Genomic DNA, 13,854 nt, shown 5'->3' with positions numbered 1-13,854 from the left:
ACAATTAAATCTTACAGGCACCGCTTTCGCAGTCGTTATCAACAACTTGATTGCTTGCCATATCTCCTTGAGCATCATCCGCCCCATCACGTGTATTGTGATAATAGAGCGTTTTAATGCCCAATTTATAAGCAGTAAGCAAATCTTTCAGCAATTGCTTCATGGGTACTTTATTGTTGGGGAAACGAGTGGGATCGTAGTTGGTATTTGCCGAAATAGACTGATCAACGAATTTCTGCATCAAACCAACCAGTTGCAGATAACCTTCATTATTCGGTATATCCCATAACAACTGATAATTGTCTTTTAGTCGCTCATATTCCGGTACCACCTGACGCAAAATACCGTCTTTCGACGCTTTTATACTGACGTAACCACGTGGTGGTTCAATGCCGTTAGTCGCATTAGAAATCTGTGATGATGTTTCTGAAGGCATAAGTGCGGAAAGGGTTGAATTACGTAGCCCAAACTGTTTAATACTCTGGCGTAAGCTCTCCCAATCAAGATGCAGTGGTTCATTACAGATTTTGTCTAATTCTTTTTTATAGGTATCGATCGGTAACAGACCTTGCGCATAAGTGGTTTGCGCAAACCATTGGCAAGCACCCTTTTCCTTCGCTAACTCATTCGACGCTTGCAACAGATAGTATTGAATAGCCTCGAAAGTACGATGCGTCAGGTTGTTAGCACTGTGATCGGGATCAGTACTGGAATAGCCCAGACCGTTTTTCGCCAAATAATAAGCGAAATTGATCACGCCAACACCCAAAGTACGACGCCCCATCGAGCCATTACGCGCTGCTGCAATCGGGTAATCCTGATAATCGAGTAGGGCATCGAGCGCACGTACTGTTAATGTCGCCAAATCTTTCAATTCATCGAGATGATCAATCGCACCCAAATTAAAAGCAGACAGTGTACAGAGGGCAATTTCACCTTTTTCGTCACTGATATCATTTAGCGGTTTAGTGGGCAATGCGATTTCCAAACACAAGTTAGATTGGCGTATTGGTGCTACTTTGGGATCAAATGGGCTGTGTGTATTACAGTGATCAACATTCTGAATATAAATACGGCCGGTAGAAGCACGTTCTTGCATCATCGAAGAGAATAAGTCAACGGCTCTTATTCGTTGCTGACGAAGGTTTTTATCTTGCTCGTAGTATAAATACAACCGTTCGAACTCATATTGATCCGCAAAGAAAGCATCGTATAACCCTGGCACATCGGAGGGACTAAACAGGGTGATATCTCTATCTTCTAACAGGCGTTGATACAGTAATTTGTTGATCTGTACCGCGTAATCCATATGGCGCACCCGATTGCCTTCAACACCACGATTATTTTTTAGCACCAGCAGGCTTTCTACTTCCCAATGCCATAATGGATAAAACAGTGTGGCAGCCCCCCCGCGTACCCCACCTTGCGAGCAGGATTTAACGGCGGTCTGAAAATATTTATAGAATGGAATACAACCGGTATGGAAAGCTTCACCTCCGCGAATAGGGCTTCCCAGTGCGCGGATACGACCCGCGTTGATACCAATGCCGGCACGCTGCGAAACATATTTTACAATGGCGCTGGCCGAGGCATTAATTGAATCCAAACTATCACCACATTCGATCAATACGCATGAACTGAATTGACGCGTGGGAGTGCGTACACCGGACATAATGGGTGTCGGCAACGAGATCTTAAAAGTGGATATCGCATCGTAAAAACGTCTAACATAATCGAGGCGGGTTCCTCGTGGATAGCGGGAGAATAGGCAAGCAGCAACAAGAAGATATAAAAATTGGGCGCTTTCGTAGATTTCACCACTGACTCGATTTTGTACCAAGTATTTGCCTTCTAGCTGTTTTACCGCAGCATAGGAGAAATTGAGATCACGCCAATGATCAAGAAAGGTATCCATCTGGGCGAATTCTTCTGGGGTGTAATCTATCAATAGATGTTGATCATATTTATTCATTTGAACCATTTTTGACACATGGTCAAAAAGCGACGGTGGTTCAAATTGACCATAGGCTTTTTTGCGCAGATGAAAAATCGCCAGGCGAGCGGCTAAATATTGGTAATCCGGTGCGTCACTGGAGATCAGATCAGCAGCAGCTTTAATAATAGTTTCGTGGATATCGGCGGTTTTTATGCCATCATAAAATTGAATGTGGGAACGTAATGCTACTTGAGAGACAGAGACATTACGTAAGCCTTCTGCAGCCCACTCGATCACTCGATGGATTTTATCGAGATCAATGCGTTCTTTACGGCCATCGCGTTTTGTAACAAGTAAGCCTTGGTTCATGTGCTGTTGTACCCTTAAAATACTGACACCTCGCCGCCCTCCACGGGTGAAGGGGGGGGTAAAGCTGAGTTGGAAGGACTGCTTAGTCTATAAACACAATATATGGTGGTTATGGATTGATGTGATAACAAGATAGTGTGTTCTTGCCGTTTTGGCAAGTGAACAAAATGAGGGGATTATGTGGATAAACTTGGGGGTAATTTTTAGCAAATGACTACAAATAATGTGATTACAAATGGTTAGCGTCTTTACATTTAAGCCTTCTGTGCTAGTGATCTTTTCGCTGATTTTTTGATATCACCGATTTGGATAACAAAATAGTCGGGTTATAATCATAGAGCTCTTGCTATTTTCCAAGGCATAGTTAATAATGCGCGCCCGCGCTGAAGTCGATAAGCGCTCAGATCAATGGTAGCTCTGTTGGTTCTCCCGCAATGCTAGCTCGTGAATTCGGTCAGGTCTGGAAGGAAGCAGCCGTAGCGAGTGATGTGTGTGCCGGGATGTAGCTGGCGGAGTTACCGCCCTCTGTCTTCCTCCTTATAAGTGGGATCAGGCTTTATTTGTTATTCTTAGGGTTGCGATTTTTGTCAGCTCCGTCTTTGTTTTTTTGGTCTTCTATTTTGTCACTGTCATCCTCTTTGCATTGATATTCTCCGTCAAAAATATTGCCGCTACCCGATGTATTCGCCGTGCCAGAGCGGGAAAGGTTAAAATAAGGCATTAATTTCAGTGTTAGTAATTTTTGCACCCGTGGTAACAACAGCAACAACCCAAGAAAATCGGTAAAAAATCCCGGGATCAGCAGTAAAAATCCGGTTAATACCAACGAAACACTTTTTACCATTTCCTGAGCAGGACTTTCACCTTTTGCCAATTTTTGCTGCATCTGTATCAACGTTTTTACCCCCTGATTCCATACCAACGAAATACCCACGCAAGAGGTAAAAATCACCAGCAGCAGAGTGATGGCCACACCCAAAGCTGCCGCGACTTTGATAAACAAAGAAATCTCTATATAAGCTAATGAAAATATTAACATGAACGGTAACCAACGCACCGTACTCTCCTTATGAAACTGCAATCGACTCAGCACTCACCAGCAAGCTAAATGCTAATGCAAACAGCTAAATACTCTAAACACTGGAGGCTTGCTTCAGGTTAATTTCTGTAACGTGGAGGCGTCTTTAATATTTTTCAAGATAAGGTCGTTCTTTTTATGTCAATGGTTGAGTTAACTGTGAAGAAAATCACAAATATTAGATCATCCTAATTAATTACCGCGATAATAGTGATCTAAGTTCAACGTATTTATTACTAGGCAGCATATGATCATGCCAACAATAAATTAAGCAATTCATCTCTGCGCATTTATTGTGCATGACGGCTAAAATTAACTGATACACAGAAAATTAGACAGCACACAAGAGAAGGTTCTCATGTCAAATCACACTTGTCCCGTAGAAGAGTTTCGTTTCGAAGAAGATCTATTAGGTAAAAGAAAAGTTCCCATAGAGGCGTACTACGGTATTCATACTCTACGTGCGATTGAAAATTTTAAGATAAGCAACAGTACAATCAATGATGTGCCTGAGTTTATTCGTGGCATGGTGATGGTAAAAAAAGCGGCGGCAATGGCTAATAAGGAGTTACATACCCTCCCGTCCAACATTGCATCGATCATTATTAACGCTTGTGACGAGGTATTGGACGAGAACAAATGTATGGATCAGTTCCAGGTTGATGTCTTTCAGGGGGGAGCGGGTACTTCGTTAAACATGAATACTAATGAAGTTTTGGCAAATATTGGACTGGAATTGATGGGGAAGAAAAAAGGCGAATATGAACATCTTAGCCCTAACGATCATGTAAACATGTCTCAGTCAACTAATGATGCTTATCCAACAGGGTTTCGTATTGCAGTTTATAACTCTATTATGAAGTTGATCGATGCTATCGACCTGTTAAGTAAAGGCTTTGGTATGAAGTCGCAAGAATTCACGCCTATTCTGAAAATGGGGCGTACACAATTGCAAGACGCTGTACCCATGACATTGGGTCAAGAATTTGGTGCTTTTCAGGTATTACTAAAAGAAGAAAGCAAAAACTTGCATCGTACCGCTGAATTTTTGTTAGAAGTGAACCTGGGTGCGACCGCTATCGGTACGGGTTTGAATACACCTGAAGGGTATCAACAACTAGTGGTAAAAAAGCTTTGTGAAGTGAGTAAGTTGCCTTGTATCACGGCGGAAAACTTGATTGAAGCCACCTCCGATTGTGGCGCCTATGTCATGGTGCATAGTGCGCTGAAACGTTTAGCTGTTAAGTTGTCAAAAATCTGCAATGATTTACGTCTGCTGTCATCAGGTCCTCGCACTGGCCTGAACGAAATTAATTTGCCAGAACTACAGGCCGGTTCTTCGATTATGCCTGCTAAAGTGAATCCGGTGATACCTGAAGTGGTTAATCAGGTTTGCTTTAAAGTGATTGGTAATGATATGTGTGTGACCATGGCGGCTGAAGCGGGTCAGCTGCAATTAAATGTCATGGAACCGGTCATTGGTCAAGCCATGTTTGAATCGATCCATATTCTTACTAATGCGTGCTACAACCTGTTGAGTAAATGCGTTAACGGTATCACCGCCAATAAAAAAATCTGCGAACACTACGTATTTAATTCAATCGGTATTGTTACTTATCTCAACCCATTCATTGGTCATCATAATGGTGACAAGGTGGGTAAGATGTGTGCTGAAACGGGTAAGAGTGTACGGGAGGTGGTGTTGGATCTGGCATTACTGACTGAGGAACAACTTGATGATATTTTCTCTATCAAGAACCTGATGAACCCAGTCTATAAAGCAAAACGTTATAACGATGAAAATAAGCAGTAAAATGACTGCTTATTAATGCTTAAAGGCACGTTAGATCGGCTTTCTAAAAATCTGGACATTTTGAGCCGATTTTTCACGAAATGTCAGTGAACGTAATAGATTTAGAACAGGTTCTAGGCTACGTGCCTTTTTATGAAGATTAAAGATGATTTGTTATGACACAACCTTACCTTAAATGGATTTTGCTACTGTATAGCCTGTTACTACTGGCACCACATGCCAAGGCTTCGCCTTTCAAACCGCTGATCAATGAACAGAGTCAGTTTATGACTGTCGATCAGGCCTTCACCTTTGATTTCAGGCAGAAAAATGACCAGTTAGACCTAAGTTGGCATATTCGTCCCGGCTATTATCTGTACCGTCAGCAGCTAAAAATTGTGCCGCAACAGGTTAAACTGGGGGCATTCGTCATACCTGAAGGTCTCGCTCATCAGGATGAATTTTATGGTGTAACAACAATTTTTAAACAACAACTGATATTGAAAATTCCGTTAACACAGGCGACGGATGTATCCAGTATCAGTGTGACTTATCAGGGCTGTGCCGACGCTGGGTTTTGTTATCCACCAGAAACTCGCATTATTCCACTCAATGCCATCCACAAACTAAAACCATCGACTGACACCCCATCGGCTAACAGAATTGAAGATATGCCGGCGATTGCCGCAATAACATCACCTACTGCCCTTCCCTTTTCTCCGTTTTGGGCGTTACTGATCGGGATCGGCATTGCCTTTACCCCTTGTGTATTGCCGATGTATCCCTTAATTTCAGCGATTATTCTCGGAGGCGAAAAACAGCAGAGTCAGCGACAAATTTTATTATTGGCGGCACTCTACGTGCAGGGTATGGCGCTGACCTACACGCTATTAGGACTCATAGTCGCTGCTGCAGGGCTGCAATTTCAGGCAGCCCTACAGCATCCTTATGTGCTTTTTAGCTTGTCGGTGCTGTTTATTTTACTCTCATTATCAATGTTCGGGTGCTACTCACTTCATCTTCCCTCTGCTCTGCAAACTCGCTTGGTGACATGGAGTAACCATCAAAAAGGCGGTTCGCTGGCGGGTGTTTTTATCATGGGTATGTTGGCCGGATTGATCTGTTCCCCCTGTACCACCGCTCCTCTCAGTGCCATGTTGTTGTATATCGCGCAAAGTGGCAATGTACTTGCGGGGGGAGGGATCCTATACCTGTATGCAATAGGAATGGGGATCCCTTTGATTATAGTGACATTGTTTGGCAACCGGCTATTGCCACGCAATGGACGTTGGATGCAGTACGTTAAAGAGGCCTGCGGCTTTGTCATTTTAGCGCTCCCTGTGCTGCTACTTGAGCGGGTATTGGACGCCCACTGGGGAATACGTCTGTGGAGCTTACTCGCCATCGCTTTCTTTGGCTGGGCGTTCACGTTGAGTCTAACAATCGCTCGCGGTTGGGGTCGTGTATTACAATTGTTGCTATTGACCGTGCTGTTAATTGTCGCTCGCCCGTTACAGGATTGGGTATTTACTACAGATCCACAGCAACAAGCGACGGGTAATCATCTAAATTTTCAAAAGGTTGAAAATCTGTCACAGTTGTATAATGCACTCGAGCAGGCAAAAGGGCGGAGAGTGATGTTAGATTTATATGCCGATTGGTGTATCACTTGTAAACAGTTTGAAAAATATACTTTTAGCGATCCTGATGTGCACCAACGACTGGCGAACACTGTGCTATTACAGGCAGATATTACCAGTAACAGTCACGAACAGGCCGCAATGCTAAAAAAACTGCACGTGCTAGGACTGCCCACTATCCTTTTTTTTGATAAACAAGGGCGTGAAATAGTGGGTTCACGGATCAACGGGTTTATGAATGCCAATGATTTTATAATTCATATACAGAATAATTTACTTTGATATTTTTGCCAGCATATCGATAATTGTTTCGGGCGGCGTTCATCAAGTCTTTTGATTACGATAATAGACTTCTTGCAAAACCTGATGCATGCTGCAAATTCTGCGTTACATGGTGCTCGCAATCCTCATATACTCGTGTGTACACTGCGACCAAGCATGTTATCTTTAATTAACCATTGACAGGAAACACTGTGATCCTGAACGATATTGTTACTTACATTACAGATTTTGCCCGCGCGCACGAAGTTTGGGCAATTCCTCTGGTCTTTTTCCTTGCATTCGGTGAATCCTTGGCTTTTCTCTCTTTACTTCTGCCTGCAACGATTATTTTACTGGGATTCGGTGCTTTAATTGGCGAAAGTGGTATTTCTTTCTGGCCAATATGGGCTGCCGCTGCCACTGGCGCATTTTTTGGTGACTGGCTTTCCTATTGGATTGGCTTTCACTATAAAGATCGTGTCAATACTCTATGGCCATTGTCACGTAATCCACACTTGTTAGAACGTGGACATGCATTTTTTGAACGCTGGGGCATTTTTGGTGCATTTATAGGACGTTTTTTTGGTCCTTTACGTGCTGTTGTTCCATTGGTTTCTGGTGTTTGTGCCATGCCACAGGGTCATTTTCAGTTTGCTAATGTTACCTCTGCCCTTATTTGGGCTTTCGGTATATTAGCCCCGGGAGCATTCGGCATTCAATGGCTTGCTCATTGGATGGGTTGATTAATCGGCACGCTCTATGCGTTGCTGGAGAAAGATAATGAACAAAAAGCACCGTAGCAGATTGGCACAACAGGATAAGCCGCGCCACCCGACATCTCCAAAAGAGCTTAGCCCTGCCCCTTCACCATGGAAAAGGGTATCTCGGGCGCGGTTAGCAGAGTCAGAAGTGGATCACCTAGGTATCAGTGGTCACAGTCAAATTGATCCCGAGCAGTTACGCCGCCAACGAACTGAAGAAACACGTGTCTATGGTGAAAACGCGTGCCAGGCATTGTTTCACCATCGTAAAGATGCCATCGTACGTGCCTGGCTGCTGCAATCAGTAACACCACGTTTCCGGAAAACGCTGAAATGGATGGCCGCCAATCACAAAGCCTATCGTGTTGTTGATGCAGAAGAATTGAGCAACGTTTCGGGTACCGAGCATCATGGTGGTATCTGTTTTTTAATTAAAAAACGTCAGGGACTGAGTGTAGAAGCGTATTTGCAGCAAGCAGCTGAAAAAAATTGCGTATTGGCATTAGAAAATGTAAGCAATCCTCATAATCTTGGCGGAATTATGCGTAGCTGCGCGCATTTTGGTGTTAATGCACTGTTGTTACCGAATTCAGCACTGCTAGAATCTGGAGCAGCAGTACGTACTGCTGAAGGGGGAGCGGAACACATTAAGGCCATCGAAACGGATGATTTTCTACTGGCGTTGGAGGCTTTTCGCAAAGCGGGTTACAGCATAGTGACTACCTCCAGTCATAAAGGGGAAAGCCTGGCAAAAACCATATTACCTGACAAAATGCTACTGCTACTCGGGCAGGAAAGTCATGGTTTGACAGAAAATATCTGGCAACAAGGTAATATTAACGTCACTATCGCTGGTACCGGTTCAGTCGATAGTCTCAATGTTTCGGTTGCAACCGCTATTATATTAGCGGAGTGGTGGCGTCAAAGGCAGTAAATAGGGATTTTGAGCACATTCTCGACGAAGTATCAGCGAGCACAAGAGATTTCGAATAGGCTCTTAAAGGTGTGGTCTTATTTACCAAGAATGTCTTTTAGATTTTGCTTGAGAGATAACATATTGGCCGCATATTTTTCTTTCAGTTCGGCATCTTCAATCAACTGAGCCAGTGTTTCTGAGAGTGTCATCTGACGGTTTCGGGCCAATGCCGACAATCGCTGCCATGCCAAAAACTCTAAATCGACAGATTTTTTACGAGTGTGCTGCTGTTCAGCGTTGAAGTGGCGTTTGCGCCTGGCTCGGATAGTCTGCTTCAGACGGTCACACAGGGCTGCGTTGATATGCTGGTCAATCCATGCCCGCACTTTCACGGGTTGATTTTCCAGCTTTAGTAATTGCGCTACGGCTTCATCGGCAGCACTTTGCTCGATATAGCAGGTAATTTTTTCACCTTCACGGTGTTTTTTTACCAGATACGCCCATTTCCAACCACTTTCAATGTTATCTAATTGTTGATATTTCATGGAGAGCTCTTCAGTGACCGCGTAACTTTAAAAGCATAACAGCTTTATAAAAAATTTCACCGTATAAAAAACGTCTTATTCGGCGATTCTTCGTACGAATATCATCGGATATCATCGGATATTCGTTTAGTCTCCGATTACAGCCACCTACTTTACTATGCAGTTTACTTTATTCTTGTATAATCGCCCTTTCCTTTTTAACAATTGCATCTAACATTTTGACTAATAAACGACTTGAATGGCAGTCTCTACTGCCCGATACCGCACCCTATGAAGCATTATTTTCTAGTGCCGACCAATTGGCTGCGGTGCCTTTTTCCGAGGTACAGCTGCGGTTAAAAAGCAGCATAAAGCTATTTTGCCATCCACAGTCAAAATCACGTTTTATGCAGATTAAAGCGCCGGAGAATAGTCACTATCTTGCCCTAATCACTCAGACGATAAAAAAATTTCGGCCACAGGATCTTATCCTTTGTGGTGGTGACTATCGGATGCAAGACAACAAAATGATTTGGCAACCGGCTCAGAAAGGTGATGAAGCCTTCGTAGCGAAAGCAAGTTGTCTCTATCAAGAATGGATCGAGCCAGAGCAATTATTTGGCTGCGTTAGATGTCATAAAGATCAAATCAGCCTACAGCCTGGCTTGATACATCAAGTGAATGGCGGTGTATTAGTCCTTTCAGTGCGCCCATTGCTTGCGCAACCTTTGATGTGGCTACGTCTTAAGCAAATGGTCATACAACAGCGTTTCGAATGGCTATCCTCTGATGAAACACGTCCTTTGCCACTCCAGATCCCCACAATACCGCTCGATCTGCGTTTGGTTATCGTTGGAGATCGGCTGGGTTTGGGAGATTTCCATGATATAGAGCCAGAATTGGGTGAGTTATCTGTCTATGGTGAATGTGAGGCTGAGTTACCACTGAACAATGTTAATGATATGTCATTATGGTGTGGTTACATTAACGCCTTACGGGAAGAAGATCACTTGCCTCCGTTGGCCTCTGACGCGTGGGCAGTCTTATTTCAACAAGCAATTCGTTACAGCGGTGATCAAGATTACTTGCCACTCTGTCCGAGCTGGCTCAGTCATCAATTAGCCGAAGCTTTACTACATGAAGAAAAACAAGAAACTATTACCGCCAACGCGTTGAACATCTCTTTGAATATGCGGGATTGGCGGCAAAATTATCTTGCCAGACGGTTACAGGATGAAATTGAATTGGGGCAAATCTTGATCCAGACTGAAGGATCGGTCGTTGGTCAAATCAACGGGTTGTCTGTGCTGGAATACCCAGGTCATCCGCGCATGATTGGGGAGCCAACACGTATAAGTTGTGTTGTACACCTTGGTGATGGCGAATTTGTGGATGTGGAACGTAAAGTAGAGCTAGGAGGCAATATTCATGCCAAAGGAATGATGATTATGCAGGCCTTTTTAATTTCTGAGCTTGCGTTAGAACAGCAGCAGCCTTTCTCTGCATCGATAGTTTTTGAGCAATCTTATGGTGATATTGATGGTGACAGTGCTTCATTGGCTGAATTATGTGCCTTGATCAGTGCGCTCTCTCAACAACCCATTAATCAACAGATTGCGGTAACGGGTTCTGTCGATCAGTTTGGGAATATTCTGCCTATTGGTGGTGTCAACGAAAAAATCGAGGGTTTTTTCGAAATCTGTCAACGACGTGGCTTAAGTGGGACGCAAGGAGTGATACTTCCTTGTAACAACGTGCGCCATCTTTGTTTACATCAACCGATTGTTGAAGCGGTTAAAAATGGTCAATTCCATCTATGGGCTGTGTCTACGGTAGCTGAAACGCTGCCATTACTGACAGGTCTGTCCTATTCAGATGAACAACAAACGAACCTATTAGGTATAATCCAGGAACGAATCGCACAAGTGAATATGCATGAACGGCGGAGACATTGGCTATTCCGCTGGTTAAACTGGCTACGCTGATTAGATTGGCTCAGCTTACATGGACTGATATATGCTGTCATCGGGGGAGTTATACAGCTGCATTGTACCCGATACTACTGTTAACAGTTTTAATACTCGCTAATAAAAATAAGGTTTACTGAGAATATGGTAGATGAAAGCGAATCAGCTAAAGGAATTCGTTCTTATACAAAAGAAGATCTTCAAGCATCAAGCCGTCGTGAACTCTTTGGGATACATGGGCCAGCATTGCCAGCCGGTGATATGTTAATGATAGATCGTATTGTTAACATTACAGGTGACGGTGGTAGCCATAAAAAAGGTTACGTTGAAGCCGAGCTGGATATCAACCCAGACTTGTGGTTCTTCGGTTGTCATTTTATCAATGATCCCGTGATGCCTGGCTGCCTGGGTCTCGATGCCATGTGGCAATTGGTGGGTTTTTATCTTGGCTGGCTAGGTGGTGAAGGTAAAGGCCGAGCACTCGGTGTTGGCGAGGTAAAATTTAGTGGTCAAATATTGCCTACAGCCGAAAAAGTCACTTATCAAATTAATTTCAAACGTATTTGCAAGTCTAAATTGTTCTTGGGCATTGCCGACGGAAAAGTATTGGTTGATGATAAGCAAATCTACACTGCTACCGATTTGAAAGTGGGGTTGTTTAAAGATGACTCCATGTTTTGACGCAGTTACGTCAAACGCATAAAAACCTCCGCTTTGCGGAGGTTTTTTCATCTTTCTACAGCGCATCAGAGCCTTTACCTAAGTAACGACCACCGTTCTGTCTTCCATGGCTTGTCGCCAGCCTCCTAACCAATAACCGCGCGCTTTCAATGATTGATAGGGGCATTTCTCCTTTGAACGCCCGGTAATACCCGCCTGATAACCCCGTGATAATGCCCTTTGCAGACGATCTCGTTTCAGTCTCTTCATGCCTTGTTTCCCTCACTTGATAACTTTGCTGGAAAAAAAACAATGGTCGCTTTGTACACGACCACATACCAGAGATAACCGTTTTAATAACAAAAAGCAATATGCAATATTCACGCCAATATTTTTTAAGTGACGCCAATACGTTAGTTTTAATTTTATTTCCTTATATAATTATTGACTAAATATAAATAATATGATTTTAAAAGTATGCGTTACTCTCCATTATTAATTATTTTACATATATAACATTTTAGAAACATAAAAAATACAAATCATAATGCAAATGATAAGGAGTCTATGATGCCAACTTCACCAGGGGTTTCATTTTCAGGACGCCTATTGCCAGTAGTGAGTTACGGACACAGAGCATTGGCAGATCAAAGTAGTAGAATTAGAAATAGCATTATTTCAACAGGTAATACTTTTCAGATGATGTGTAATCCTATAACTTGCTCTAATAACGCGTATCAATCAGATACCCATGCTATTGGCTTACCTGTAGCTTCTCACGAGGTAGAGCCTTCATATCTCGTTAACCCCTTAGTTTCCAGAGAACTAAGCTCGATGCCACAAGTAGCAGACAACCGATGGTTCAAGCTAAATCGGTTACAACTCGATCCAACAAAAATATTCAACGCCTGTAAATTTGGTTTAGCTGGTGCAATAGCTGTTTATGCTCTTGTTGGAGTGCTAGCACCGGTAGTCTCTATACCTTTTATGGCTGCTGTGGGATTAGTTGGCGCTACTTTTATTTGCTGCGTGGTAATAAAATTTCATTCTGAAAAAATATCTGAGGGTATCACGTTGGGTGTCATTGCTTATATGCAGGGCGGGTCAGTATTGACACATATTGTAGGCTGTACGTTGATAGCCGGATCTGTTGCTGCCTGCAATGATGCAAATATGAGCGATGCTACCACGGCAGCATGTATTGGAAGCGTAGCCGGTCTGCTAGGCTGGGCATCGGGTAATACCTCGGCGGCAGGGGCTTCATCCAGTACCGTTGGGTTTGCATTCGCTCGGCTTTCGGATCCTCTACAGCCACAACTTGAGCCGGTAAAATGGGCCACTGGCATTGGTGCTATGATTGGTGGATGGTTACTGAGAACACCTGCTGGTAGTGATGAGGTGGGGTCGAATGCCGTACTGGCTGCTCGTGTCGGAAACCAAATGGGTATAGTCTATTCTTGTCTTGCTAACCCTACTTTTCCTAATTTAGCCACAGCTACGACAGTGACATTTGCTCCATTGATAACAGATATGCTTTTAGAATATACCCCCTGGTTAAATAGGATACCAATACATGAAAACATGCAGCTAACATTGATTAGCTTAGGTTTATATTATTGTGGCTTAGGTAGCCCGTATAGTGCTTTCATATGCAGTGGCGCTACAGCACTATATACCGCTGCAGATAAAAAAACAGGAGGAATGTTAACAACTAAAGTACGTTATCTAGCGCATGATGGATTAAACGATATATCCTTTTCCGTGGTGAACGGATTAAAGAATACATCTCATTTTGTGGGAAATAGATTAAAAGGTGTATCCAATTTAGTAGTGAACAGCATCAACTCAGCAAATTTTTCTAGCCTGCTCACTGGATGCGCCAATAGCACCACGCATGCTTTTCTCTCACTTAGTAGAGTTGCTGCAGGTCGTGTAAGCTGTAGTCGATAA

The 13,854-nt window shown here is 43.3% G+C and carries 10 protein-coding genes, 1 other RNA gene and 1 pseudogene; 8 read left to right on the top strand and 4 right to left on the bottom strand.

Annotated elements, in window-relative coordinates; all coding sequences use genetic code 11:
- Nucleotides 1-4 precede the first annotated feature (4 nt).
- Nucleotides 5-2,305 (bottom strand): class 1a ribonucleoside-diphosphate reductase subunit alpha, encoded by a 2,301-nt coding sequence (gene nrdA, locus AAHH42_RS07475; RefSeq protein WP_342221980.1) that lies wholly within the window; start codon nucleotides 2,303-2,305, stop codon nucleotides 5-7.
- A gap of 418 nt (nucleotides 2,306-2,723) precedes the next feature.
- Here nrdA and ffs point away from each other — a divergent pair.
- An RNA gene (ffs, locus tag AAHH42_RS07470) (signal recognition particle sRNA small type) lies at nucleotides 2,724-2,820 on the top strand.
- 41 nt (nucleotides 2,821-2,861) lie between these two features.
- On the opposite strand, the gene AAHH42_RS07465 is transcribed toward ffs, so the two are convergent.
- Complete coding sequence (locus AAHH42_RS07465) at nucleotides 2,862-3,362, bottom strand: FxsA family protein (RefSeq protein WP_342221979.1); 501 nt, start codon at nucleotides 3,360-3,362, stop codon at nucleotides 2,862-2,864.
- Nucleotides 3,363-3,741: 379 nt separating this feature from the next.
- Between AAHH42_RS07465 and aspA the strand changes: the two genes are divergently transcribed.
- The 4 genes and pseudogenes from aspA to AAHH42_RS07445 form a co-directional block, all read left to right on the top strand.
- Nucleotides 3,742-5,196 (top strand): aspartate ammonia-lyase, encoded by a 1,455-nt coding sequence (aspA, locus tag AAHH42_RS07460; protein ID WP_342221978.1) that lies wholly within the window; start codon nucleotides 3,742-3,744, stop codon nucleotides 5,194-5,196.
- A 155-nt stretch (nucleotides 5,197-5,351) separates the two neighbouring features.
- Nucleotides 5,352-7,097 carry a protein-disulfide reductase DsbD gene (locus AAHH42_RS07455; RefSeq protein ID WP_072549759.1) on the top strand — a complete coding sequence of 582 codons (1,746 nt, stop codon included), beginning with the start codon at nucleotides 5,352-5,354 and terminating at the stop codon, nucleotides 7,095-7,097.
- A 191-nt stretch (nucleotides 7,098-7,288) separates the two neighbouring features.
- Nucleotides 7,289-7,819: a DedA family protein gene (locus AAHH42_RS07450; RefSeq protein ID WP_342221977.1), complete on the top strand. Its 531-nt coding sequence runs from the start codon at nucleotides 7,289-7,291 to the stop codon at nucleotides 7,817-7,819.
- A 109-nt stretch (nucleotides 7,820-7,928) separates the two neighbouring features.
- Nucleotides 7,929-8,771: pseudogene (locus AAHH42_RS07445) on the top strand (tRNA/rRNA methyltransferase); the annotation flags it as partial.
- A gap of 77 nt (nucleotides 8,772-8,848) precedes the next feature.
- On the opposite strand, the gene matP reads toward AAHH42_RS07445, so the two are convergent.
- The gene (gene matP / locus AAHH42_RS07440; protein ID WP_072549757.1) at nucleotides 8,849-9,298 is read right to left on the bottom strand and encodes a macrodomain Ter protein MatP; all 450 of its coding nucleotides are present in this window, start codon (nucleotides 9,296-9,298) and stop codon (nucleotides 8,849-8,851) included.
- A gap of 218 nt (nucleotides 9,299-9,516) precedes the next feature.
- Here matP and AAHH42_RS07435 point away from each other — a divergent pair, with 218 nt between their 5' ends.
- Nucleotides 9,517-11,262, top strand: coding sequence for an AAA family ATPase (locus tag AAHH42_RS07435; RefSeq protein WP_072549756.1), 1,746 nt, complete (start codon nucleotides 9,517-9,519; stop codon nucleotides 11,260-11,262).
- A 126-nt stretch (nucleotides 11,263-11,388) separates the two neighbouring features.
- Complete coding sequence (gene fabA, locus AAHH42_RS07430) at nucleotides 11,389-11,925, top strand: bifunctional 3-hydroxydecanoyl-ACP dehydratase/trans-2-decenoyl-ACP isomerase (RefSeq protein WP_072549755.1); 537 nt, start codon at nucleotides 11,389-11,391, stop codon at nucleotides 11,923-11,925.
- A 78-nt stretch (nucleotides 11,926-12,003) separates the two neighbouring features.
- Here the strand turns inward: fabA and rmf are convergent, their stop codons facing one another.
- Nucleotides 12,004-12,174: a ribosome modulation factor gene (gene rmf / locus AAHH42_RS07425; protein WP_072549754.1), complete on the bottom strand. Its 171-nt coding sequence runs from the start codon at nucleotides 12,172-12,174 to the stop codon at nucleotides 12,004-12,006.
- A gap of 297 nt (nucleotides 12,175-12,471) precedes the next feature.
- Here rmf and AAHH42_RS07420 point away from each other — a divergent pair, with 297 nt between their 5' ends.
- Nucleotides 12,472-13,854, top strand: a complete 1,383-nt coding sequence (locus AAHH42_RS07420; RefSeq protein ID WP_342221976.1) for a hypothetical protein — start codon at nucleotides 12,472-12,474, stop codon at nucleotides 13,852-13,854.

This window comes from Candidatus Fukatsuia endosymbiont of Tuberolachnus salignus, assembly GCF_964030845.1.
Classification (GTDB): Bacteria; Pseudomonadota; Gammaproteobacteria; order Enterobacterales; family Enterobacteriaceae; genus Fukatsuia; species Fukatsuia symbiotica.
The sequence above is the reverse complement of the archived record's forward strand: the minus strand, read 5'-3'. Positions and strand labels throughout refer to the sequence as shown.

Bases quoted from the DNA above. Each gene is read 5' to 3' on its own strand.
- AAHH42_RS07455 (WP_072549759.1), top strand. From the start codon at position 5,352: ATGACACAACCTTACCTTAAATGGATTTTGCTACTGTATAGCCTGTTA.
- matP (WP_072549757.1), bottom strand. From the start codon at position 9,298: ATGAAATATCAACAATTAGATAACATTGAAAGTGGTTGGAAATGGGCG.
- fabA (WP_072549755.1), top strand. From the start codon at position 11,389: ATGGTAGATGAAAGCGAATCAGCTAAAGGAATTCGTTCTTATACAAAA.
- aspA (WP_342221978.1), top strand. From the start codon at position 3,742: ATGTCAAATCACACTTGTCCCGTAGAAGAGTTTCGTTTCGAAGAAGAT.
- rmf (WP_072549754.1), bottom strand. From the start codon at position 12,174: ATGAAGAGACTGAAACGAGATCGTCTGCAAAGGGCATTATCACGGGGT.
- nrdA (WP_342221980.1), bottom strand. From the start codon at position 2,305: ATGAACCAAGGCTTACTTGTTACAAAACGCGATGGCCGTAAAGAACGC.
- AAHH42_RS07420 (WP_342221976.1), top strand. From the start codon at position 12,472: ATGATGCCAACTTCACCAGGGGTTTCATTTTCAGGACGCCTATTGCCA.